We start from the raw sequence: 21,870 nt of genomic DNA, 5'->3' as shown, positions 1-21,870 counted from the left end.
TCTGTTTCCATGAACATTCTCACGGCGTTCGGCCTGCTCGTGGCCCTCGGCATCGGTGCGGTGGTGGGCTGGTTGCTGCACGCCTCGCGGATGGGCGACAGAGCTGTGCGGGCCGAGGCGCAACTGGCTGCGCTGCGCGAGCACGAAGGCATGCTTCGGCAGTCGCTGAGCGCGGTCAACGAGGATTCCGCTCGGCGACACTCCACCGTGATCGGGCAACAGGTCTCGCACCTGGTCGAGCCGTTGCACGACGCCGTCGATGCACTGTCCGAGCACGTCCGGCAAGTCGAACACAATCGAATCAGGGCCTACGCAGGATTGTCCGAGCAGGTCACCGGCATGCATCGAGCGTCGATGCATCTGTCCACCCAGACCAGCCAGTTGGTGACGGCGCTGCGCGCCCCGCAGATCAGAGGACGGTGGGGAGAGATCCAGCTCGAGCGGGTCGTCGAGCTCGCGGGCATGCTCAAGCACTGCGATTTCGACACTCAGGTCAGCAAGGACGGCATCAGACCGGACATGATCGTCCGTCTCGCCGGCGGTCGTCAGATCGTCGTCGACGCCAAGGTGCCGTTCGCGGCCTACCTCGATGCTGCTCAGGACGATGCCCCGGGCGCTCGCGAGAAGAACCTGCGACGTCACGCCAAACAGCTGCGGACCCACATCGATCAGTTGGCCGACAAGGCGTACTGGGAGGCGTTCGAGCCGACGCCGGAATTCGTCGTGCTGTTCGTTCCCGGCGACCCGTTTCTGGATGCAGCACTGACGTCCGATACCGGCCTGCTCGAGTACGCCTTCGGAAGGAACGTGATCCTGGCCACCCCCACCACCCTGGTCGCGCTGTTGCGCACGGTGGCATACACCTGGAAGCAGGAGTCGTTGGCCGAGGACGCGGCGCGCATCCAGCAGTTGGGGCGCGAGTTGTACACCCGCATCGGCGTCGTGTCGACGCACTTGGACAAGCTCGGGGCCAATCTGGGCAAGGCCGTGGACTCCTTCAACTCCACCGTCGGATCGGTGGACTCCAGGGTGAGCGTGACGGCGAGAAAACTGCACGAACTCGAACTGTTCGACGCCGAGCCGGTATCGATCGGCCGGGTGGACGGGCGCCCCACACTGTCCGATTCGTCCCGCTACCGGCACGACTTCGGTCATGTCGACGATGCAGTCGGCTGAACTACGGCTAACCTCGAGGGGTGTCTACCTCCCAACGTGCCCGATCCGGGGTACCGCTGGATCACCGATCCATCCTCGCGACTCTGCCCGGTGTGCCCGCGTGGGGTGCCGTCGCGATCGCCGCAGGCCTGACTTTCCTCGGGTTTCTCATCGATGCCGCCCGCGGCACCGAGCTGACCGGCGCGTTCGCGTTCTTCTACATCCTCGGCTGCATCGCTGCCGTGGTGCTCGTTCGTTACCGCGGGCTGTTCACCGCGATGGTGCAAGCTCCGCTGATCCTGTTCGTCGCCGTACCGCTGTCGTACCAGTACTTCACCGACAACGCAGGTACCAGCCTCAAGGACATCATTCTCAACGTCGCGATTCCGCTGGTCAACCGCTTTCCGTTGATGCTGCTCGGTACCGTCGTGGCCGTCGGACTCGGAGCACTGCGCATCGTGCTCAAGCGGCAGAACACACATGCCCCCGCCGTTCGGCGAAGCCAGAAGGCCGAGGGCACCGCTCGTCGAAGCTCGAAGTCCGAGAGTGCAGTACGCCGCACTCCGAAGACCGGTGACGACAAGCCCACCCGTGCGCAGCGACGTGCGCAGGAAGAGCGTCCCGAACGCACCCGCAGACGGGCTAACCCGTCGGCCGATCGCAGCGCCGTCTCCGCGACGGAGGCCACCGATATCGTGTCCGAGCCGTACGTCGGCCGAAGAGCATCCGACTCCCGTTCCAATCCGGCCCCGCGCACGTCACGGGTCGTGGATCCGAGCGCGAGCCCACGCCGCTCGTCCGGGGCGGTACCAGCGCCGCAGAACCGACACTCGGGAACCGACGCATCTCGGCAGGATCACGCCAGGTCGGAGCACCAGAAGCCCAATTACCAGCGTCCGCAGTACCCACAGGCTCAGCCTCAGCAGCCTCAGGCCCGGCAATCACCGCGGCCGCAGTCGGGCGAACCTCGGTACTCGACGGAGCCTCGCCGCCAGCGGTCGACCCAGGTGCAGCCTCCCCGTGAGGTCCCCGGCCCGTACGCCACCGGCTCCCGGCCCGTCGTGACTCCACAGACCACCTCGTCGAGCCAGACCAGCTCGTCGACCGACGCGAATCAGGCTCCCGGCAACCACTCGCTGCCCGGCGCTCATCGGGACGACATTCCGCCGCATCCGGTGCCGCAGGTTCGCTACCGCGACCGCCACACGGACTGAACGAGTTCCGTGGGCGTCGGCGATCGGGTCGAAGACCTACCGAGCCGGACGAAGTTCGCGGGGAAGTGAGAACACCAACGTCTCGTTCGCCGTGGTGACCGGCTGCACGTCTGCGTAGCCGTGCTCGGCGAACAGGTCGATGACACCCTGCACCAGGATCTCCGGCACCGACGCACCCGAGGTGATTCCGATGGTCTCGACCCCGTCGAGCCACGCGAGGTCGATCTCCTTGGCGTAGTCGACGAGGTAGCTGGCCCGCGCACCGGCGTTCAGCGCAACCTCGACCAGACGCACCGAGTTCGACGAGTTCTTCGAGCCGACGACGATCACCAGATCGCATTCCGGAGCCATTGCTTTCACCGCGACCTGACGGTTCTGGGTGGCGTAGCAGATGTCGTCGCTCGGCGGGTCCTGCAGCGTCGGGAATCGCTCGCGGAGCTTGGCGACCGTCATCATCGTCTCGTCGACGCTCAGAGTGGTCTGCGACAACCAGATCACCTTGTTCTCGTCGCGGACGGTGACGTTGTCGACCGACTCGGGGCCGTCCACCAGCTGAATGTGCTCGGGAGCCTCACCTGCGGTGCCCTCGACCTCCTCGTGACCCTCGTGACCGATCAGGAGAATGTCGTAGTCGTCGCGAGCGAACCGCTTCGCTTCCTGGTGCACCTTGGTCACCAACGGGCAGGTGGCGTCGATGGTGCGCAGGTTCCGCTCCGCGGCGGAGGTGTGCACGGCCGGGGATACGCCGTGCGCCGAGAACACGAGCAAGGAACCCTCGGGCACCTCGTCGGTCTCCTCGACGAACACTGCGCCGCGATCGGACAGCGTCTCGACGACGTGCCGGTTGTGCACGATCTCCTTGCGCACGTAGACCGGCGCACCGTGCTGTTCCAATGCTTTCTCGACGGTCTCGACCGCACGATCGACACCTGCGCAGTAGCCACGGGGCTCCGCGAGCAGCACTCGCTTACCCCCGGCGTACGCGGACTTACCCGCGCCGGCTGATTGTGCGATACCAAGATTCAGAGGAACGGCCGAAGACATACCTCCAGGATACGTGTAGGTCGGAACCACGCTGCGTCTCCAGCCTGTCGGCTACCCAAAGTTCACGACTTCGGGCAGTCTGGTGGGCATGACTCGAGTCCCCTTTGCAGCTCGCGTGGCCGCTGGCGTCGCCGTGACCGTGGTAGAAGAGGCTCGCAAGCTTCCCGGTTCCGCCCTGATGCTGCCGATGACGGTTGTCAGTGAAGCGCTGGCGCGCGGTATGCGATTCCAGCAGCAGGTGACGGCGTTGGCCATCAAGGGCGATCTGATCATCGCGACCTTGCCGGTCGTCGGCACTCCGCGCGAGGAGCAGCCCGCGTGGGCCGAGTTCGACGAAGACGAGGACGACGCCTTCGAGACCCCTGTCATCACCGACGACGTCGACGTACCCGATGCGCCGGTGGCCGAGCCGGTCGCCGCCAACGGCCGCTTCGCGCTGTACTCGACGCCTCCGCTGGACGAGCCCGTCCAGGACACCTCGGCCAAGCGGGCTCCGTCCGTCGACAAGCCCGAGATCGTCGAGATGATCGACTTCGACACCCTCGCGCTGGCGCAGCTGCGCGCACGGCTGCGCACACTCTCGGTCGAGGACCTCGAAACTCTGCTGGACTACGAGAACGACACGCTCGCCCGCGCGCCGTTCCGGACGATGCTGGCCAACCGAATCACCACCGCCAAGGCCAAGTGAGCACTCCCCCACCTCAGTCCGGTCCTACCCAGCCAGGCGCGAGCACCGCCGAACAGCCATGGCCGGTGCGTACCGTCGCGATGAAGGTCGCCGGCTGGATCGACAAACTCGGCAGCATCTGGGTCGAGGGGCAACTCACCCAGATCAACGCCAGACCCGGCACCCGCACGGCCTTTCTGACGCTGCGTGATCCGTCGGCCGACATGTCGTTGTCGGTGACATGTTCGCCTCAGCTACTCGACCGCTCGCCTGTTCCGCTGACCGAGGGCGCACGCGTCATTCTCTACGGCAAACTGTCGTTCTTCACCGGCCGCGGAACCATTTCGCTGCGCGCCACCGACATTCGCGCTGTGGGCGTCGGCGAACTGCTCGCCCGCATCGAACGTCTCCGAGCTCTGCTCGCCGCAGAGGGGTTGTTCGACCCGCGCCTCAAGCGACCGTTGCCGTTTCTGCCCGGCACCATCGGACTCATCACCGCCAGGGCCAGCGCAGCCGAGAAGGACGTCCTCACCGTCGCCCAGAGGCGTTGGCCTGCGGTTCGATTCGAGGTCCGCAACACCCCGGTTCAAGGACCTCAGGCGGTGCCGGCGATTCTCGACGCGCTGAAAGACCTGAACGAAGACCCCGCTGTCGACGTCATCATCCTGGCCCGCGGCGGTGGCAGCGTCGAGGATCTGCTGCCGTTCTCGGACGAGGCTCTGTGCCGCGCCATCTCTCGGGCCACCACACCGATCGTCAGCGCGATCGGTCACGAGCCCGACAGTCCGCTCAGCGACCACGTCGCAGACCTGCGCGCCGCAACCCCCACCGATGCCGCCAAACTCGTGGTGCCCGACGCCGTCGCCGAACAAGCGCTGGTGTCGGAGCTGAAGTCCAGAAGCGCTGCAGCTCTGCGTAACTGGGTCGAGCGCGAGGCACGTGGCCTCGATATGCTCCGGCACCGACCGGTATTGGCAGATCCATTGGCCTCCCTCGAACAACGTCGCGAGGAGATTCGACGGCTGACCGACGCGGCTCGACGCGACGTGCAGCGCGAACTCACCACCCAGGACACGCTCGTCGAACATCTGCGGGCGCGGCTGTCGACGCTGGGACCGGCTGCCACACTTGCTCGGGGCTACGCCGTCGTGCAGCGGGTGGTGGCGGGCTCCGATCCCGAAGTGCTGCGTTCGGTGGAGGACGCGCCGCCGGGTACACAGATCAGAGTGCGGGTGGCCGACGGTGCCGTCACCGCCGCAGTGATGGGCCGAGTGAAATGACGAAGGAGATTCGATGAGCGAGAACGAAGACAAGCCGGTATCGGAACTGGGCTACGAGGAAGCCCGTGACGAACTGGTGGGAGTGGTGAGGATTCTCGAGCAGGGCGGGCTCGATCTCGATGCGTCCCTGGCTCTGTGGGAACGCGGCGAGCAACTGGCATCGCGCTGCGAGGAACAGCTTGCAGGCGCCCGCAAGCGGATCGAGACCGCGCTCGCGAGCACCGAGAAGGACGGCTAGGGAACGAGCGGTTCGGTGGCCTCGAGGATCGACGCGAGAGTGGTGAAGTCCTCGGTGGTTGCGGTGCCGCCCAGCAGTATTCGGACGTCACCGAAATCGGAGACCCAGTAGTTTCGCGAACCTTCCTCACCGTATACCACCCAATCTCGACCCGACACGTTCTGTGCGCCCGACGCGTACGCAGTTTCACTTCCGGCCACGAACGGAACCAGCTGTTCCTCGGACGCCGAAGACTGGGTCAGTTGCAGGTAGGCACCGGTACCGGTGATGTATCCGACAGTCGATACCGCTCCGCCGTTGTCGCCGGAGATGGTCGCGCGACTGCCCGAGTTGGGCGTCCAGCCCTCGGGAACACTCGGATTACGCACCGGGAAGCCGATTTCGGATGCGTCGTACTGCAACGCGGTGTTCACGTCGAAGTTGGGGATGGGCCCCTGCTTGGGGCCACCGGGGCTCAGCGAGCACTGGCTGGCCACACCCGCGATCAGCAAACAGGCAATGACCAGCGGAATGAGCGACCAGACCATGTCGCGGTTGTTGTTGAGAATCCGAGGTTTGCTGTTCGCCACTTCACCAGTATCCCCTCTGCGCGGCAGTGCTCGGTCGGCGCGTACCTCACAGTCGACCCGACCCCACCGCAGGCATCACAGAAGTGGGATAATCGCGCCTGGGTAACACCCCACCAACCAGGAGGCTACAAACCGATGACGGCCAGCACCGAGTCCACTCGCGCCATGGCGCCAGATCGCAACCTCGCACTCGAACTCGTACGCGTCACCGAGGCCGGTGCGCTCGCATCGGGCCGCTGGGTCGGTCGCGGCGACAAGGAAGGTGGCGACGGAGCAGCGGTCGACGCCATGCGTCAGTTGGTCGCCTCGGTCTCGATGCGCGGCGTCGTCGTCATCGGTGAAGGCGAGAAGGACGAAGCGCCGATGCTCTACAACGGCGAAGAGGTCGGCAACGGCAACGGACCGGACGTCGACTTCGCCGTCGACCCCGTCGACGGAACGACGCTGATGGCCAAGGGCATGCCCAACGCCATCTCGGTCCTCGCCGTCGCCGAGCGTGGCGCGATGTTCGACCCGTCCGCCGTCTTCTACATGGAGAAGATCGCCGTCGGTCCCGATTACGCGGACGTCATCGACATCACCGTCCCCGTCGCCGAGAACATCGCTCGGATCGCCAAGATCAAGAAGGGATCTGCGTCCGACGTCACGGTGTGCATCCTCGATCGCCCGCGGCACGCCGAACTGATCCAGCAGGTGCGCGACGCCGGATCCCGCATCCGGTTGATCTCCGACGGTGACGTGGCCGGTGCGATCGCCGCCGCTCGTCCCGACTCGGGCACCGACATGCTCATCGGAATCGGCGGCACGCCCGAGGGCATCATCGCCGCCGCCGCGATGCGGTGCATGGACGGTGCCATCCTGGGGCGTCTGGCACCCACGGACGACGACGAGAAGCAGAAGGCCATCGACGCGGGCCACGACCTGGACCGCGTCCTCGACACCAAGGACCTCGTCTCGGGTGAGAACGTCTTCTTCACCGCCACCGGCGTCACCGACGGTGACCTGCTGCGCGGCGTTCGCTATGCAGGCGGCGGCGCGCACACCCAGTCCATCGTCATGCGATCCAAATCCGGCACCGTGCGCATGATCGACGCCTACCACCGCCTCGAGAAGCTGCGCGAATACTCCTCGGTCGACTTCGACGCCGACGAATCCGGCCAAGCACCGTCCTTCTGATCCCTGAAACCACGACTGGCAAAGTAAGGCTCATGACGCAGACAGACGAACAGCAGTTCCGGATCGAACACGACACCATGGGAGAGGTTCGCGTTCCCATCGACGCACTCTGGCGTGCCCAGACTCAGCGTGCGGTGGAGAACTTCCCCATCTCGGGACGTCCGCTCGAGCGCACCCAGATCCGCGCAATGGGTCTGCTCAAGGCAGCCTGCGCACAGGTCAACAAGGACCTGGGCCTGCTCGACGGCGCATTGGCCGACGCGATCATCGCGGCGGCCACCGAGATCGCCGACGGCAAGCACGACGACCAGTTCCCGATCGACGTCTTCCAGACCGGCTCGGGCACCAGCTCCAACATGAACGCCAACGAGGTCATCGCGTCGATCGCCAAGGCGAACGGCGTCGAGGTGCACCCCAACGATCACGTGAACATGTCGCAGTCCTCCAACGACACGTTCCCGACGGCCACCCACGTCGCCGCAACCGAGGCAGCAGTCACCTCACTGGTGCCCGCGCTGAAGCACCTGCACGAGGCACTGGCCGCCAAGGCAGTCGAGTGGAGGACCGTCGTGAAGTCCGGCCGCACCCACCTCATGGATGCCGTGCCGGTCACCCTCGGCCAGGAGTTCGGCGGCTACGCCCGTCAGATCGAGGCCGGCATCGAGCGCGTCGAGGCCACCCTGCCCCGACTGGGTGAGCTCCCCATCGGCGGCACCGCCGTCGGCACCGGCCTCAATGCACCCGACGGCTTCGGCCCGAAAGTTGTTGCAGAACTGGTCAAGTCGACCGGCATCGACGCACTCACCGCAGCCAAGGATTCGTTCGAGGCACAGGCCGCACGCGACGGACTCGTCGAGGCATCGGGCGCACTGCGCACCATCGCCGTGTCACTGACCAAGATCGCCAACGACATTCGCTGGATGGGATCGGGACCGCTCACCGGACTCGGCGAGCTCGCCCTCCCCGACCTGCAGCCCGGTAGCTCCATCATGCCCGGCAAGGTCAATCCCGTTCTGCCCGAAGCTGTTACGCAGGTCGCCGCACAGGTCATCGGCAACGACGCCGCAGTTGCCTTCGGTGGCGCATCGGGTGCATTCGAGCTCAACGTGTACATCCCGATGATGGCGCGCAACGTCCTCGAATCGTTCAAGCTGCTCGCCAACGTCTCGGTGCTCTTCGCCGACAAGTGCGTCGTCGGCTTGGTTGCGAACGTCGATCACCTCAAGACTCTCGCCGAGTCCTCGCCGTCCATCGTGACGCCACTGAACTCGGCAATCGGCTACGAGGAAGCGGCAGCCGTCGCCAAGCAGGCACTGAAGGAAAAGAAGACGATCCGTCAGACGGTCATCGACCGCGGACTGATCGGCGACAAGCTCAGCGAGGCAGAACTCGACAAGCGCCTCGACGTCCTCGCCATGGCGAAGGTCAAGGACTAGCTTTCCCGCTCGCCCAGCCGGACCCCTGAACGCGCCCGCCCCCGGTGGGATCAATGTGGGTTTCAGTCACTCAGACTGCAACAAAGTCGCATTGATCCGCCGGGGGCGGGCGCTTTCGAAAGGGGCGGAGAACCTCAGGCCAGGTGCGCGAGTTCCTCGCGTGCCTTCAGGCCGTCCTCGCCCAGATCGGTGCGATCGAAGATCTTCCAGCCGGCGAGCAGGGGCTTGAAGACCTTCTCGCGTTCCTGATCGGCGTCGTAGATGCCGGCTTCGGCGAGTGCGACGGTGCTGTTACCGCGCTCGGGCAGGTCGACGACGGGGATCGCGAACCCGTTGACGCGATCTGCGATTGCGCGCGCGGCCTGATCCGGCACCACGGCGAAGGCCTCATTCAGGATGTTGGCGTAGAACGTCGACTGCAGTGCATCGTCGTCGGCGATCTTGCCGAGGATGGTAGCCAGGACCGGATCCTTGCTGAGGGCAACCGTGTTGCGGTGACGCAGCGCGGCGGCAGCTTCCTCGATGGCGAAGTGGGCCAGGATATCGAGCAGATGATGGCTCGGCGCGTCGTAGCCGAGTGTCATGTGCTCCATCCGGACGCGCTCGAGCGCGACCGGATCGACGGCGCGGGTGAGTACCAGGAAGTTGCGCAGCACGATCGACTGCCGGTTCTCCTCCGACGTCCATCGGCCGGTCCACTTCCACCAGGCACCGAGGCCGGTGAGTGCATGGGCCAGTTCGCGGTGGTAGGCGGGCAGGTTGTCGGCCACCAGGACTGCAACCGTTGCGGCCAGGATTTCGACGTCGCTGAGGTGCGACTGCTCGGGCGTCCAGTCCTCGCCGCCGAGGAAGGCGAAGTTCTTGCCCTCGTCGAACGGTGCCAGGTCGTGGGGGTGCCACTCGCTCGCTACCTCGATGTGGCGTCGTAGATTCTCTTCGACCGCGGGCTCCAAACGGACCAGCAGATCACCGTCGGACAGGTTCGTAGACATGTGGTAACCGTAGCGCCTGCACTCCAGCGCCCGACGTCATGCCCCTGACCTCTGTGATTTCTCCTAACACCAGGTGGACGCAGGTCTATTCTCAGTGCATCCAGCCATCGACGTGAGGACTTCTCGTGATGCGGTCGGGTCGAAATTTTCTGTGTCTTTGTGTTGCGTGCTCGATGATCGTGCTGGTCGGGTGCTCGAACGACGCACCCGCCGCAGAAAGTCCACCGACCTCCGAGCCGGCGCCGACCGAGGATCTGTCCCCCGGCCAGGTCGCCGGCGTCGACGTTCCGGCCGGCCGCATCGACGAGGCCGTCGGCAAGCTCGATGGCATCGCCGATGAGCTGATGGCGTCGTCGAACATTCCGGGTATGGCCATTGCCGTCGTGCACGGTTCGGACGTCGTCTACTCCAAGGGCTTCGGCGTTCGCGAGATGGGCAAGGACGACAGGGTCGACGCCGACTCGGTGTTCCAGCTGGCCTCGCTGTCCAAGTCGGTGGGTGCGACTGTGGTTGCGACGCAGGTGGGCGCGGGCGTGATCGACTGGTCGACGCCGGTTGTCTCGCAACTGCCGTGGTTTGCGCTCGACGACCCGTGGGTGACTCAGAACGTCACGGTCGGCGACTTCTACGCGCACCGAAGCGGTCTGCCCGAGCACGAGGGCGATCTGCTCGAGGACCTCGGCTACGACCGCAGGCAAATCCTGGAGCGGTTGCGCGAGGTGCCCCTCGACCCGTTCCGGTCCACTTACCACTACACCAATTTCGGGATCACCGCCGCAGCCGAGGCCGTCGCTGCGTCGTCGGGCAAGGACTGGGACACCCTCAGCCAGGACACCATCTACGGCCCGCTCGGCATGACCTCGACCAGCTCGTCGTTCTCGGACTACATCGCCAGGGCCGACCGAGCCGTGCCTCACGTCCTCGTCGACGGTGAGTATCAGGCCAAGTATCAACGCGAACCCGATCCGCAGACCCCGGCCGGTGGCGTCAGCTCGTCGGTGAACGACCTCGCGAAGTGGCTGAAGATGCTCATCGCCGACGGCACCTACGACGGGGCGAAGATCGTCGATCCCGACGCTCTCCTTCCTGCCGTCAGCGCGCAGATCGTCTCGAGCCCATCCGCATCACCGGATTCGCGCGCGGGCTATTACGGGTACGGATTCAACGTCTCCACCAGTGCGGCCGGACGCACGACGGTGAGCCATTCGGGAGCCTTCGCGCTGGGGGCGGGCACCAATTTCCTGTGGATTCCGTCGCTCGATGTCGCCATCGTTGTCCTGACCAACGCCGCGCCCCTCGGCATCGCCGAAACCGTGACCGCTGAGTTCGCGGACCTCGTCCAGTTCGGCGAGGTGCGTGAGGACTGGCGAACACTGTACAAGAATGCCTTCGCCGGAATGAGTGAGCCGGAAGGCGAGCTCGCAGGTAAGACCGCGCCCACGAATGCCGCTGCACCACAGCCTCTCTCGTCGTACACCGGCGTTTACCAGAACACGTACTGGGGGCCGGCGACGGTGACCGAGGTCAACGGTAAGTTGGTGTTGTCCCTCGGACCGAACTCGACTTCGTACGAGTTGTCGCCCTGGGACGGTGACACGTTCACGTTCGAGCCGACCGGTGAGAATGCGCCCGACGGAACCATTTCCCAGGCGACGTTCAACGCGAACACGGTCACACTGGAGTTCTTCGACGGCGATGGATTGGGGCGATTCACCAAGTGACCGACACACAGCAGGCAACCGAGATCGTGGAAGATCTGTTCGACGCGTTGAGGCTTCGCGACACCGATCGCGCACTGGCCCTTCTCGACGACCGCGTCGTGTGGCACAACGTCGGGCTTCCGAAGGTGCGCGGCACCTCGAATGTCGGCAGGTTCCTGGCATTGCTGGCCAAGCCGACGTTCGGCTTCGACGTCACGATGCACAACATCGCAGCCGATGGAAACGTCGTCCTCACCGAACGCACCGATGCCCTGATCTGGCGTCGGCTTCGAATCGAGTTCTGGGTGTGCGGAACCTTCGAGTTGCGCGACGGCAAGGTGGCCGTGTGGCGAGACTACTTCGACACCGTCGATTTTCTGAAAGGTGTTGCACGAGGGGCACTACGGGCTGCGGTGGGCCGGTGACCCAGGTGAGCGGAACTTCGTAGTGGGCTACTAGGCAGGCAGGAGTGGAGCCTGCGGAATGACCACGCAACAGGAGTGGAGCCTGCGGAATGACCATGCGGCAAGAGTGGAGCCTGCGGAATGACCCGCAGGCTCCACGCTTACCTATGGTCAGGCTCCCGAAGGACCGAACTCCTCCAGCATTTCCGTCACCAGTGCGGCGATCGGTGAACGCTCACTGCGGGTGAGGGTGATGTGCGCGAAAAGCGGGTGTCCCTTGAGCTTTTCGATGACGGCGGCAACACCGTCGTGTCGCCCGACGCGCAGGTTGTCTCGCTGCGCGACGTCGTGTGTGAGTACGACGCGTGAGCCCGAACCCAGTCGCGACAGTACCGTCAGTAGCACGTTTCGCTCGAGAGACTGCGCCTCATCGACGATGACGAAGGAATCGTGCAGCGACCGACCGCGAATGTGCGTCAGCGGCAACACTTCCAGCATTCCGCGGGCGATGACCTCCTCCATGACCTCCGGGCTCGCGAGGCCTTCGAGGGTGTCGAAGACCGCCTGGCCCCACGGCCCCATCTTCTCGCTCTCACTGCCGGGGAGGTAGCCGAGCTCCTGGCCACCGACGGCGTAAAGAGGCCGGAACACAACAACTTTCCGATGCGAGCGACGTTCGAGGACGGCCTCGAGTCCGGCCGTCAGCGCCAGAGCGGACTTGCCGGTGCCGGCCTTTCCACCGAGCGAGACGATGCCGATGCTCTCGTCGAGCAGAAGATCCAGCGCCACTCGCTGTTCTGCCGAACGGCCGTGCAGGCCGAATGCCTCACGCTCACCGCGTACGAGCTGAATCTGCTTGTCGGGCGTGACGCGGCCGAGCGCACTCTGCCGTCCGGCAAGAAGTCGAACTCCCGTGTGGCACGGCAGGTCTCGCGCCTCTGCGAGGTCGATGACACCGTCGTTGAACAGTGTGTCGACCGCCTCGGACGGCACGTCGAGCTCGGTCATGCCGGTCCAGCCGGACGGCACCACGTCGTGAGCGTGGTACTCGTCGGCGGGAAGACCGACAGCACCGGCCTTGACGCGCAACGGAATGTCCTTGCTGACCAGCACGACGTCCTTGCCCTCAGCCGCCAGATTCAGGGCGCACGCGAGGATTCTGGAGTCGTTGGAGTCGGTACGAAAACCGACGGGAAGCACCGAAGGATCGGTGTGATTGAGCTCGACTTGCAGTGTGCCACCGGATGTTCCGATGGGAACCGGCTGGTCGAGTCGGCCGAATTCGACGCGAAGGTCGTCGAGCATGCGCAAGGATTCCCGCGCGAACCATCCCAATTCGTGATGGTGGCGTTTGCCCTCCAACTCGCTGATCACGATCAACGGAAGTACCACATTGTGCTCGGCGAACCGGATGACTGCCCATGGATCCGAGAGCAGGACCGAGGTATCGAGCACGAATGTCCGAAGAGGGGCGGAAACGGAGCGTGAAGTGGTCACGTGGGGCTCCTACGTCTGCGCGGCACCGCGCAAACTCTGTCGATCGGCCGGTCGGGTCCGATGTGTCAGGTGACACGAGGACCGGGTACCGGCCCTCTCGCGCTCACTAGCTCAGTCACGTATCAGAACCTCCCGCACAGGTAGCTTCCCCGCTGCCTGTTACTGCCGACGGTACCGCCGAACTCGAGGTTCGGCTCGCTGGAAGTCTGGCGTGTCGGTGAACAACGCGTTACGTCGACATCGCCCCAGGTCGCCGGCAGACCGGTGACGAAAGTGCCCTCCCCCGGGTGGATCAATGCGACTTTGTTGCACTCAGATCGACTGAAAGCCACATCGATCCGACGCGGATGGGTGAATGGACCACTGCACACGTCTGGGCGGTGTAATGGTCCATTGACGCGGGCGGGGTGGGCGCGTCGATCAGCCCAACAATCCCCAGTCTTCGAGGCCCTCGTACAGGGGCTTGCTCTGCGCAAGTTTCACGACACGTTCCTTCAGAGCGTCGGTGGCCTGACCGGTCGCCAGGGCGGTACCGATGATGTCGGCGACCTCGGTGAACTCGGCCTCGCCGAATCCGCGGGTGGCCAGTGCACCGGTGCCGATGCGCAGGCCGGAGGTGACCATCGGGGGGCGCGGGTCGAAGGGCACAGCGTTGCGGTTCACGGTGATGCCGACCTCGTGCAGGAGGTCTTCGGCCTGCTGGCCGTCGAGCTCGGAGTTGCGCAGGTCGACGAGCACGAGGTGGACGTCGGTGCCGCCGGTGAGGACCGAGACGCCCTTGTCGGCCACGTCGGAACCGGTGAGACGCTCGGCGAGCAGCGATGCGCCGAGCAGGGTGCGCTCCTGGCGCTCCTTGAACTCCGGCGTCGCCGCGATCTTGAAGGCGACGGCCTTGGCAGCGATGGCGTGCATCAGCGGCCCGCCCTGCTGTCCGGGGAACACTGCGGAGTTGAGCTTCTTGGCCCATTCCTTCTTGGCCAGGATGATGCCGGAGCGCGGTCCGCCGAGGGTCTTGTGCACCGTCGAGGAGACGACATCGGCGTACGGCACGGGCGACGGGTGTACCCCTGCTGCAACGAGTCCGGCGAAGTGCGCCATGTCGACCCAGAGCAGCGCGCCGACCTCGTCGGCGATGGACCGGAAGGCTGCAAAATCCTGGTGGCGCGGGTATGCCGACCAGCCGGCGATGAGCACCTGAGGCTTGGCGGAGATGGCCTGCTTGCGCACCTCGTCCATGTCGATGCGGTGATCTTCTTTGCTGACGCCGTAGGACTCGACCTCGTAGAGCTTGCCCGAGAAGTTCAGCTTCATACCGTGCGTGAGGTGGCCGCCGTGAGCCAGGTCCAGGCCCATGATCTTGTCGCCGGGGTTGATCAAGGCCATCAGCACCGCGGCGTTCGCCTGCGCGCCGGCGTGCGGCTGCACGTTGGCGAACTCGGCACCGAAGAGTTCCTTGGCGCGATTGCGGGCGAGATCCTCGACGATGTCGACGTGCTCGCACCCGCCGTAGTAACGGCGGCCCGGGTAGCCCTCGGCGTACTTGTTGGTCAGGACACTGCCCTGGGCCTGCAGCACCGCACGGGGGACGAAGTTCTCCGACGCGATCATTTCCAGGGTGTCGCGCTGACGTCCCAGCTCACCGGCCATCGCCTCGGCGACCTCGGGATCGAGTTCGGCCAGTGACAGGTTGTTGACGTCAGTCATAACAGGAGTCTCCAAAAGACAGCAGAAAAGGGGGCAGCACAGTAAGGGACTCGGCCAGTTTACGAGACGCGTAGTGCGCCCGGTGTCAGTGGCTCGTCGAGGAGCCTGCCGAACAGTTGCGCACGCTCGCTGACGGTCGTTCCCTGGTCCAGCCAACCGGCCAGCAGCTTGTAGCCCTCGACGTAAGTGCTGATGTACGCCCGCCACAGCGGTGAGGACAGAAAGCGCAGGCTGTGCCGGGCGCGCTGAGGTGAGGCCAACGACCACCGCTCCAGGTAGGCGGCCACATCGTCCTCGCTCTTGTGCTGGTCGTGCAGCAACAGCGCGGCGTCCTGACGCACCCCCAACAGCTGACTCGACGCAGCAGAGAGGCGCTCGGCCTTCTCACCGTCGAAGCGCAGTCCGAGGTCGGCGTAGATCTCTTGCGCCCACGCGCCCCAGCCTTCACCGACGATCGCGCCGAGAGCATGGTCGGCCAGCCCCTCGGCCATCAGGCACTGCGGAGTGTTGACCACGAACAGCGTCTGCTCGAGCTGGCCTGCACCGACGAGCCCCGTCTCCTTGCGGCAGTGCTCGGTGTGATGTCCGGGGTACGACTCGTGCGCGATCAGGTGCGGCAGATTGGCCATCTGCTGCTCGATGTCGGAGTTGATCGCGACGGTGGACTGGAAGTTGCCGAGGTAGTAGTTGAATCCGGACCAGGGCTTGTCTCCGACGACCTCGTAGGTGACCTTCTCGGTGTCCGGCAGCGTGTACTCGGCCCGGACGCGGTCGCGTAGCGCGGACGAGAACGCCTCGACGCAGTCCTGCAGTCGGTCGGCCGGAATGACGTCGGCACGGCGATGGGCGATCAACCGGTCGCTCAACGAGCCGGGACCGGCGAGAACCTCGTCCATCTTGCGGTGCGCCTGCAGGTACTGGTCCTGATCGCCGGGGGCGATGCGGACATCGAAGTAGGCGTCCACCTCGTCGACGAACCCGATGTCCTCGCCGGCGAACTTGCGCGCCGAGCACTCGAGAGCGCGCAGGTGGACGTCGAGGAACGTGGTGCGCTCGGGTGTCAGATCGACGTTGCCGAGCTCTGCGCGCAGCGTCTGTGCTCGACGGACGAGCTCACGAGGCTCCGGCGCGGGGGCGTTCTCGGTGATTCTGCGCAACTCCGGATCGCCGGTGTATGCGTCGACGAAGCCGTCTTCGAGGCGGTCGAAACTGAGGCCGAGCAGCAGGTATTCGCGTACCAGGGAAGCAGCATCCATACCCGAACCCTAGTACGGCGAACGACCCCGCCCGTGCGCGATCCACCGGCACCGAGCACAATCGGAAACCATGCGACTCGCGCTCCACGGGAGCTCAGCCGGACCCTCAGCATCTCCGATGTGGCAAGAGTGGAGCCTGCGGAACGACTGTGGTTGGAGCCGTGCGTGAGCGAGTCCAGCCCGTACGTCGAGTTCGACCGTGTGCAGTGGCGCACGCTGCGCCAATCCACGCCCTTGGTGCTCACCGAGGAAGAACTGATCGGGCTGCGCGGTCTCGGTGAACAGATCGACCTCGACGAGGTGGCCGAGGTCTACTTGCCCCTGGCGCGTTTGATCCACCTCCAGGTCGCGGCCCGGCAGCGGCTTTTCGCTGCGACTGCAACGTTCCTCGGCGAAAAGCATCCCGATCGTCAGGTCCCCTTCGTCATCGGTGTCGCGGGCAGCGTCGCCGTCGGCAAGTCGACGACAGCCCGTGTGCTGCAGGCACTCCTGGCCCGATGGGACCATCATCCGCGGGTCGACCTCGTCACCACCGACGGATTCCTGTATCCAACGGCCGAGCTCATGCGTCGAGGGATCCTGCACCGCAAGGGTTTTCCCGAGAGTTACGACCGGCGCAAGCTGCTCAGGTTCGTCACCGAGGTCAAGTCCGGGACCGAAGAGGTGGGCGCGCCTGTCTATTCACACGTCTCGTACGACATCGTCAAGGGCCAGTACCACATGGTCCGGCAGCCCGACATCCTGATCGTGGAGGGACTCAACGTATTACAGACCGGGCCTCGGTTGATGGTCTCGGATCTGTTCGACTTCTCCATCTACGTCGACGCTCGAATCGAGGACATCGAGAGCTGGTACGTCAAGCGTTTTCTCGCGTTGCGCAAGACATCGTTCACCGATCCGTCCTCGCATTTTCACCATTACGCCGGCCTGTCCGACGACCACGCGCAGATCGCCGCCGAGGATCTGTGGCATTCGATCAACCTGCCGAATCTGGTGGAGAACATCCTGCCGACGCGACCGCGAGCGACCATGGTGTTGCGCAAGGACAACGACCACGCGATCAACCGGCTGCGCCTGCGGAAGTTGTAGACCATAATCCAGCAATGACGCTGGAAAGGCGCACGATCGGCGAGGTTCCGCTGATCGGTCGAGACGACGAGTCGGCGCGAATTCTGCATGCCGCCCGCACGTACGGCGGAATGGCGGTCAAAGCCGCGCCCGGAGTCGGCCGTACCCGACTGCTGACCGAGGCGGTGCGGTCGCTGGTGCGTCTCGGCTGGCATCCGCACCGAGTGGTGACGGTGATGCCGACCGGCACCGGATTCGTCCCCGTCGAATCCGACCGGGCGCTGGCCGCCGCTCTGGCCGAGGCGCACAGCGGCCGACGCACGGTCGTGGTCATCGACGACGCCCAGTGGCTGGCCGATTCGACCATCGAGCTCCTGGCCCGCCGCATCGGCTCGAAGGACCTGTTCATTCTGCTCAGTGTCAGTGCCGGCCGACGTCGCACCCCGGTGCTCGACGGCCTGTGGAAGGACGGCCTGGTCGACCGCATCGATCTGGAGCCGCTCAGCCCCGAGCAGAGCCGATCCCTGGTGGAGTCCATGCTTCGTCGAGATGACGAGATCGTGGACAGTGCGGCACTTTTCGCCGTCACCGCATTGTCCGCGGGAAATCTGGTCGTGCTGCGTGATCTGGTGACAACCGCGGTCGAGCGGCAGGCGCTGACCGTCTCGTCGCGCGTGTGGCGACTCGCCTCTCCCCTGCCCGTCTCCGCCGGACTGGCCGATGTGGTGCGCGATCATCTGGCCGAGGTGGTCGCGCTCGCCGACTATGCGGCAGCCACCGAGATCGCCGATGCGCTCGACATCGTCGCCCTGGCCGGTTCCCTGGTGTTCGGAGCCGCTGCCGCGGTGATCGACCCGCGTCTGATCGAGGAACTCGAATCGGCCGGCGTTCTCACCGTCCGCACCGAGCACAACGTCGACCGGGTGACGTTCGCGACGCCGATTACCGCACAGGTACGTACCGAAGACATGGCCACGCTGCGCAGACGACGGCTGAGCCTGACGGTGGCCGACGCTCTCGACGCCTCCACCGACGGCCTCGGCCCCCGCGAGCGCGTCATCGCCGCACTGCTGCGCATCCACGCCGGCGTCGCACTCGATGCGCAGACGGCTGTGGAAGCGGCCCGGTTGTCGTGGCGTTTCGTTCCTCCCGAGACGACGCTCGAGCTGGCCTCGGCTGCTGCCGAGGCCGGCGGCGGGTTCGACGCTCAGCTGATTCTTGCGACCGCAGAGAGCCAGCTCGGCCTGACCGCATCGGCTCAGCAGCGACTCGACGAGCTACTACGCGGGTCCGACAACGACATCCGGCGCGCGACGGCGGTGCGCGCGTGTACCGACAACATGGTGCTGCGGCTGGCGGATCCGACGCGGGCGCTGGCCCTGAACGCGAGTACCGAGCTCGCCATCGTCGACCCCGGTATCCGAACGCAACTACGAGCGCAGCGTGGCCTGATGATGCACGCTATCGGCGATACTGCCGGCGCATTGGCCCTGCTCGAACCGCTGATGGACGACCTGGAGGGTGCGACGCTGATCTCGGCCAGTTTCGCCGTTGCCGCCGGGGCCACCGTCGTCGGCCGGTTGTCGGCCGCGTTCTCGGCGCTCGCCCGCGTGCAGCCCGAACCCGACAATCCGGCGGCAACGGTCTTGGATCTGACGCGATGCTTCACGATCGCCTGTGCCGGCAACTTCGAGGAGGCGTCGGCGCTCGCTCGGTACCGGTACGACGAAGCGGTGGAACAGTTCTCGCCGTTGCAGCAGGCGTGGTTCGGGTGGGCCCGCGGAGGTGTGTTGCTCTCGCAGGGCCACGCGGCCGAGGCGATCCGCTGGTGCTCGGAGGCCTACACGCTCGCGGGCACCCTCGGCCAGCGGTCGATGGAGCCGATGGTGGCGTGCGATCTGGTCCGTGCTCTCGCACTCGCCGGACGCGCAGAGGAGGCATCGGATCTCATCGCGGCCGCTGACCTCGACAACCCGGCCTCCCCTGCATTGTTCGGAGCTCGCGGGACCCGGCTCGCGGCACTGGGCTGGGCTGCGGCGGCGCGAGGAGACGTCGGCCGGGCGCGCGAGCTGCTCGTCGCCTCGGCCGAGGCGCACGCCGCCATCGACCATCATCTTCCCGCTCTGTTCTCCTACGTCGACGCCGCCCGCTGTGGCGCGGCGGCCGCGGTGCTGGCCCCCGTCCACTCCCTGGCGAGTCTGATCGAGGGTGACCTGGTCCGCACCGAGGTACGCATGGTCGAGGTTCTCGCCGCATCGCCCGGGTCGGATAGTTCGGCTAGTTCGGTATCGGAGCATGGGGTGGCCGAACAGGCGGTGTCCGTGGCTGCGAGCGCCGAGAAGCACGGCCTGGACCTGCACGCCGCAGAGATGTACTTCCATGCACGAAATCTTCTGTTGCGCAGCAACCCTCGCGCAGCCGCAACCGCAGGAAGGCAGGGCCACGTGCTCACCGAGCGGTGTGGACATCCGAGCACCCCGCTCCTGCGCGGAACACGAGACGCGGCTCTGACCACCCGCGAACGTCAGATCGCGACCCTCGCTGCTTCCGGCCTGTCGAACCGCGACATCGCCGACGCCGTCGTGCTGTCGATCCGCACCGTCGAGACCCACCTCAATCGCATCTTCGGGAAGCTGGGCATCAGCACCCGCGCCGAGCTCACATCGCTACGAGGCTCACTGCTCGATTGACCGAACCGCCGGTGTACAGAGAGGCCTCGATGTCGAGCAGGTAGCGCGACGGAGCCACCCCGAGTTCGGCCCGCAGAATCGTCTCGGCACGACGAAAGGCAACCACCGCCTCGGCCGTCCGGTGCGACCGATCGAGGGCGATCATCAGCTGGCCCCACAGGTGTTCGCGCAACGGCGAGACCCGTAGTGCGCGCTCGATCTCGGCGATCACCGTCTCGTGTCGACCGAGGTGGAGGCGGGCCTCGAATGCCGATTCCAGCACCACGGCGCGCACCTCGTCCAGATGCACCCGCTCGTCGACGGCGAAGCCCAGATCACCGAACTCGACGAAGGCGGGGCCTCTCCACAACGCCAGCGCACGACCGAACTGACCGTCTGCCTCGGCAAACCGGCCGCGCCCGAATGCATCACGGCCGCGGGCCGCGAGCATCTCGAACTCACGCAGATCGACTCGGTCTGCACCCAGGTCCAAGCGGTAGCCCCAGGACGTCGTGACGAGCCGGGCACCGTCGTCCGCACCGAGGACTCGCCGCAGATTCGCCACGTACGCACGCAGCGACGCCAACGCCTTGGCCGGCGGACGACGATCCCAGACGAGATCGATCAACCGGTCGAATTCGACGACGTTCCCCGCTTCCACGAGCAGCACCGCCAGCACGGCCCGCTGCTTGAGCCCACCGAGCGCCTTCACGCCGATCCCGTCGCGCACCACCATGGGTCCGAGCACGTTGTAGTCCACGATCGGAAATTTTCCGAGCCTCGCGCCGATCGCGCCACAGATTACGTAGCAGTACAGAGGTAAGTACGTAGTGCGTCGCCCCGGGTCGTGAGTGGAAATTCGTAGCAGGCTACGAGGTCCTGTGCACGTCAGATACCGAAGCGTCAGATACCGAAGCGCCGGTGTCTGGCGGCGAAGTCTCGCAGAGCGCGCAGGAAGTCGACGCGACGGAATTCGGGCCAGTAGGCCTCGGTGAACCAGATTTCCGAGTACGCGCTCTGCCACAGCAGGAAGCCGGACAGTCGCTGTTCGCCCGACGTACGGATGACGAGATCGGGATCGGGCTGGCCGGAGGTGTAGAGGTGACTGTCGATGCCGTCGACGTTGATGGAGGCGATCAGGTCGTCTCCGGTGACGCCCTCGGCGATCTTCTCGCTCACCAGGGATTGCACTGCATCGGCGATTTCTTGTCGACCGCCGTACCCGACGGCGACGTTGACGTGTGTTCCGGTCCGTCCCTCGGTGAGCGCGGCCGCTTCTTTGAGTCGACGCGCGGTCGACGCGGGCAGCAGGTCGAGGGTGCCCACGAGCTTGACGCCCCAATTCATCTCGGGCCCGCAGATTTCCTCGACGACGTCGGTGATGATATCGAGCAACGAATCCAATTCGTCGGCGTCTCGGCGGAGGTTTTCGGTGGAGAGCAGGTAGATGGTGGCCATCTCGATTCCGGCGGCGTCGCACCAGCCGAGCATTTCGGCGATCTTCAGGGCGCCCATGCGGTGGCCGTGCGCGACGTCGGTGAACCCGTTCTCGCGCGCCCAGCGGCGATTGCCGTCGCACATCACTGCCACGTGCCGCGGGTGCTGCACCCCTTCGAGCTGGCTCAGCAGACGCCGCTCGTACACGTTGTAGAGAACGCCGCGCACCTTCTGCGGAATGATCACCACTACTTCGTCACCGCTGCTCTCATCACCACGGAGGATTACCTTACGCCGACGTCTGCGAGCGGGCGGCCGGTACAGTAGCGTCTGAACCTACGGTTGCGTAGGTTCACGGCGGCGG

Annotated in this window: 19 protein-coding genes; 11 read left to right on the top strand and 8 right to left on the bottom strand. The window is 65.6% G+C overall.

Annotation, left to right across the window (positions count from 1 at the left end; all coding sequences use genetic code 11):
• Positions 1–9 precede the first annotated feature (9 nt).
• Both CH294_RS16160 and CH294_RS16155 read left to right on the top strand, forming a co-directional pair.
• Complete coding sequence (locus tag CH294_RS16160; RefSeq protein ID WP_032380535.1) at positions 10–1,176, top strand: DNA recombination protein RmuC; 1,167 nt, start codon at positions 10–12, stop codon at positions 1,174–1,176.
• A gap of 20 nt (positions 1,177–1,196) precedes the next feature.
• Positions 1,197–2,369 (top strand): DUF6542 domain-containing protein, encoded by a 1,173-nt coding sequence (locus CH294_RS16155; RefSeq protein ID WP_212709806.1) that lies wholly within the window; start codon positions 1,197–1,199, stop codon positions 2,367–2,369.
• A gap of 36 nt (positions 2,370–2,405) precedes the next feature.
• Here the strand turns inward: CH294_RS16155 and CH294_RS16150 are convergent, their stop codons facing one another.
• Positions 2,406–3,413 (bottom strand): 4-hydroxy-3-methylbut-2-enyl diphosphate reductase, encoded by a 1,008-nt coding sequence (locus CH294_RS16150; RefSeq protein ID WP_032402967.1) that lies wholly within the window; start codon positions 3,411–3,413, stop codon positions 2,406–2,408.
• Between the two features lie 88 nt (positions 3,414–3,501).
• Here CH294_RS16150 and CH294_RS16145 point away from each other — a divergent pair, with 88 nt between their 5' ends.
• From CH294_RS16145 to CH294_RS16135, 3 genes are read left to right on the top strand one after another with little or no spacing between them, the layout of a single operon-like run.
• Positions 3,502–4,101 carry a lipid droplet-associated protein gene (locus CH294_RS16145; RefSeq protein ID WP_094738504.1) on the top strand — a complete coding sequence of 200 codons (600 nt, stop codon included), beginning with the start codon at positions 3,502–3,504 and terminating at the stop codon, positions 4,099–4,101.
• Entirely contained in the window at positions 4,098–5,360 is a 1,263-nt protein-coding gene (gene xseA, locus CH294_RS16140; protein WP_094738503.1) for an exodeoxyribonuclease VII large subunit, read from the top strand. Before CH294_RS16145 ends, xseA begins: the two co-directional genes overlap by 4 nt.
• Positions 5,361–5,373: 13 nt before the next feature.
• Positions 5,374–5,598, top strand: coding sequence for an exodeoxyribonuclease VII small subunit (locus CH294_RS16135; protein WP_032380531.1), 225 nt, complete (start codon positions 5,374–5,376; stop codon positions 5,596–5,598).
• Here CH294_RS16135 and CH294_RS16130 read toward each other — a convergent pair.
• Positions 5,595–6,167, bottom strand: coding sequence for a DUF4245 domain-containing protein (locus CH294_RS16130; protein WP_032402964.1), 573 nt, complete (start codon positions 6,165–6,167; stop codon positions 5,595–5,597). The two genes, CH294_RS16135 and CH294_RS16130, sit on opposite strands and share 4 nt — an antisense overlap.
• Positions 6,168–6,302: 135 nt before the next feature.
• Here CH294_RS16130 and glpX point away from each other — a divergent pair, with 135 nt between their 5' ends.
• Together glpX and CH294_RS16120 are read left to right on the top strand one after the other, a co-directional pair.
• Positions 6,303–7,343 (top strand): class II fructose-bisphosphatase, encoded by a 1,041-nt coding sequence (glpX, locus tag CH294_RS16125; RefSeq protein ID WP_032402963.1) that lies wholly within the window; start codon positions 6,303–6,305, stop codon positions 7,341–7,343.
• A 32-nt stretch (positions 7,344–7,375) separates the two neighbouring features.
• The gene (locus CH294_RS16120; protein ID WP_094738502.1) at positions 7,376–8,779 is read left to right on the top strand and encodes a class II fumarate hydratase; all 1,404 of its coding nucleotides are present in this window, start codon (positions 7,376–7,378) and stop codon (positions 8,777–8,779) included.
• Between the two features lie 134 nt (positions 8,780–8,913).
• Here the strand turns inward: CH294_RS16120 and CH294_RS16115 are convergent, their stop codons facing one another.
• Complete coding sequence (locus tag CH294_RS16115; protein WP_037153528.1) at positions 8,914–9,771, bottom strand: acyl-ACP desaturase; 858 nt, start codon at positions 9,769–9,771, stop codon at positions 8,914–8,916.
• 173 nt (positions 9,772–9,944) lie between these two features.
• Here CH294_RS16115 and CH294_RS16110 point away from each other — a divergent pair, with 173 nt between their 5' ends.
• Both CH294_RS16110 and CH294_RS16105 read left to right on the top strand, forming a co-directional pair.
• A complete protein-coding gene (locus CH294_RS16110) occupies positions 9,945–11,492 on the top strand; it encodes a serine hydrolase (protein ID WP_249305325.1) in 1,548 nt (515 codons plus the stop codon).
• A 26-nt stretch (positions 11,493–11,518) separates the two neighbouring features.
• Positions 11,519–11,896 carry a limonene-1,2-epoxide hydrolase family protein gene (locus CH294_RS16105; protein ID WP_094738555.1) on the top strand — a complete coding sequence of 126 codons (378 nt, stop codon included), beginning with the start codon at positions 11,519–11,521 and terminating at the stop codon, positions 11,894–11,896.
• A 150-nt stretch (positions 11,897–12,046) separates the two neighbouring features.
• Here the strand turns inward: CH294_RS16105 and CH294_RS16100 are convergent, their stop codons facing one another.
• The 3 genes from CH294_RS16100 to CH294_RS16090 all read right to left on the bottom strand — a co-directional run bounded on the left by CH294_RS16100 (position 12,047) and on the right by CH294_RS16090 (position 16,332).
• Positions 12,047–13,372: a PhoH family protein gene (locus CH294_RS16100; protein WP_170944747.1), complete on the bottom strand. Its 1,326-nt coding sequence runs from the start codon at positions 13,370–13,372 to the stop codon at positions 12,047–12,049.
• A gap of 420 nt (positions 13,373–13,792) precedes the next feature.
• A complete protein-coding gene (gene glyA / locus CH294_RS16095; protein WP_037153536.1) occupies positions 13,793–15,076 on the bottom strand; it encodes a serine hydroxymethyltransferase in 1,284 nt (427 codons plus the stop codon).
• Positions 15,077–15,135: 59 nt separating this feature from the next.
• Positions 15,136–16,332 (bottom strand): DUF885 domain-containing protein, encoded by a 1,197-nt coding sequence (locus CH294_RS16090; RefSeq protein ID WP_094738500.1) that lies wholly within the window; start codon positions 16,330–16,332, stop codon positions 15,136–15,138.
• A gap of 153 nt (positions 16,333–16,485) precedes the next feature.
• Here CH294_RS16090 and coaA point away from each other — a divergent pair, with 153 nt between their 5' ends.
• Positions 16,486–17,421, top strand: coding sequence for a type I pantothenate kinase (gene coaA / locus CH294_RS16085; RefSeq protein WP_176457345.1), 936 nt, complete (start codon positions 16,486–16,488; stop codon positions 17,419–17,421).
• Between the two features lie 14 nt (positions 17,422–17,435).
• Positions 17,436–20,090, top strand: coding sequence for a LuxR family transcriptional regulator (locus tag CH294_RS16080; RefSeq protein ID WP_094738499.1), 2,655 nt, complete (start codon positions 17,436–17,438; stop codon positions 20,088–20,090).
• On the opposite strand, the gene CH294_RS16075 is transcribed toward CH294_RS16080, so the two are convergent.
• Entirely contained in the window at positions 20,059–20,829 is a 771-nt protein-coding gene (locus CH294_RS16075; protein ID WP_094738498.1) for an AfsR/SARP family transcriptional regulator, read from the bottom strand. The two genes, CH294_RS16080 and CH294_RS16075, sit on opposite strands and share 32 nt — an antisense overlap.
• Before the next feature lie 143 nt (positions 20,830–20,972).
• Entirely contained in the window at positions 20,973–21,755 is a 783-nt protein-coding gene (locus CH294_RS16070; protein WP_032380521.1) for an isoprenyl transferase, read from the bottom strand.
• Positions 21,756–21,870: the final 115 nt, after the last annotated feature.

Origin of the sequence: Rhodococcus sp. 14-2483-1-1 (assembly GCF_002259335.1) — a bacterium.
GTDB lineage: Bacteria > Actinomycetota > Actinomycetes > Mycobacteriales > Mycobacteriaceae > Rhodococcoides.
Note: the sequence above shows the minus strand (reverse complement) of the source record. Positions and strands in the feature narration are given on the sequence as shown.

Excerpts from the sequence above, each read along its gene's own strand:
- CH294_RS16135 (WP_032380531.1), top strand. The coding sequence starts at position 5,374 with ATGAGCGAGAACGAAGACAAGCCGGTATCGGAACTGGGCTACGAGGAA.
- CH294_RS16080 (WP_094738499.1), top strand. The coding sequence starts at position 17,436 with ATGACGCTGGAAAGGCGCACGATCGGCGAGGTTCCGCTGATCGGTCGA.
- CH294_RS16115 (WP_037153528.1), bottom strand. The coding sequence starts at position 9,771 with ATGTCTACGAACCTGTCCGACGGTGATCTGCTGGTCCGTTTGGAGCCC.
- CH294_RS16120 (WP_094738502.1), top strand. The coding sequence starts at position 7,376 with ATGACGCAGACAGACGAACAGCAGTTCCGGATCGAACACGACACCATG.
- CH294_RS16145 (WP_094738504.1), top strand. The coding sequence starts at position 3,502 with ATGACTCGAGTCCCCTTTGCAGCTCGCGTGGCCGCTGGCGTCGCCGTG.
- CH294_RS16160 (WP_032380535.1), top strand. The coding sequence starts at position 10 with ATGAACATTCTCACGGCGTTCGGCCTGCTCGTGGCCCTCGGCATCGGT.
- glyA (WP_037153536.1), bottom strand. The coding sequence starts at position 15,076 with ATGACTGACGTCAACAACCTGTCACTGGCCGAACTCGATCCCGAGGTC.
- CH294_RS16150 (WP_032402967.1), bottom strand. The coding sequence starts at position 3,413 with ATGTCTTCGGCCGTTCCTCTGAATCTTGGTATCGCACAATCAGCCGGC.
- glpX (WP_032402963.1), top strand. The coding sequence starts at position 6,303 with ATGACGGCCAGCACCGAGTCCACTCGCGCCATGGCGCCAGATCGCAAC.
- CH294_RS16110 (WP_249305325.1), top strand. The coding sequence starts at position 9,945 with ATGATCGTGCTGGTCGGGTGCTCGAACGACGCACCCGCCGCAGAAAGT.
- CH294_RS16090 (WP_094738500.1), bottom strand. The coding sequence starts at position 16,332 with ATGGATGCTGCTTCCCTGGTACGCGAATACCTGCTGCTCGGCCTCAGT.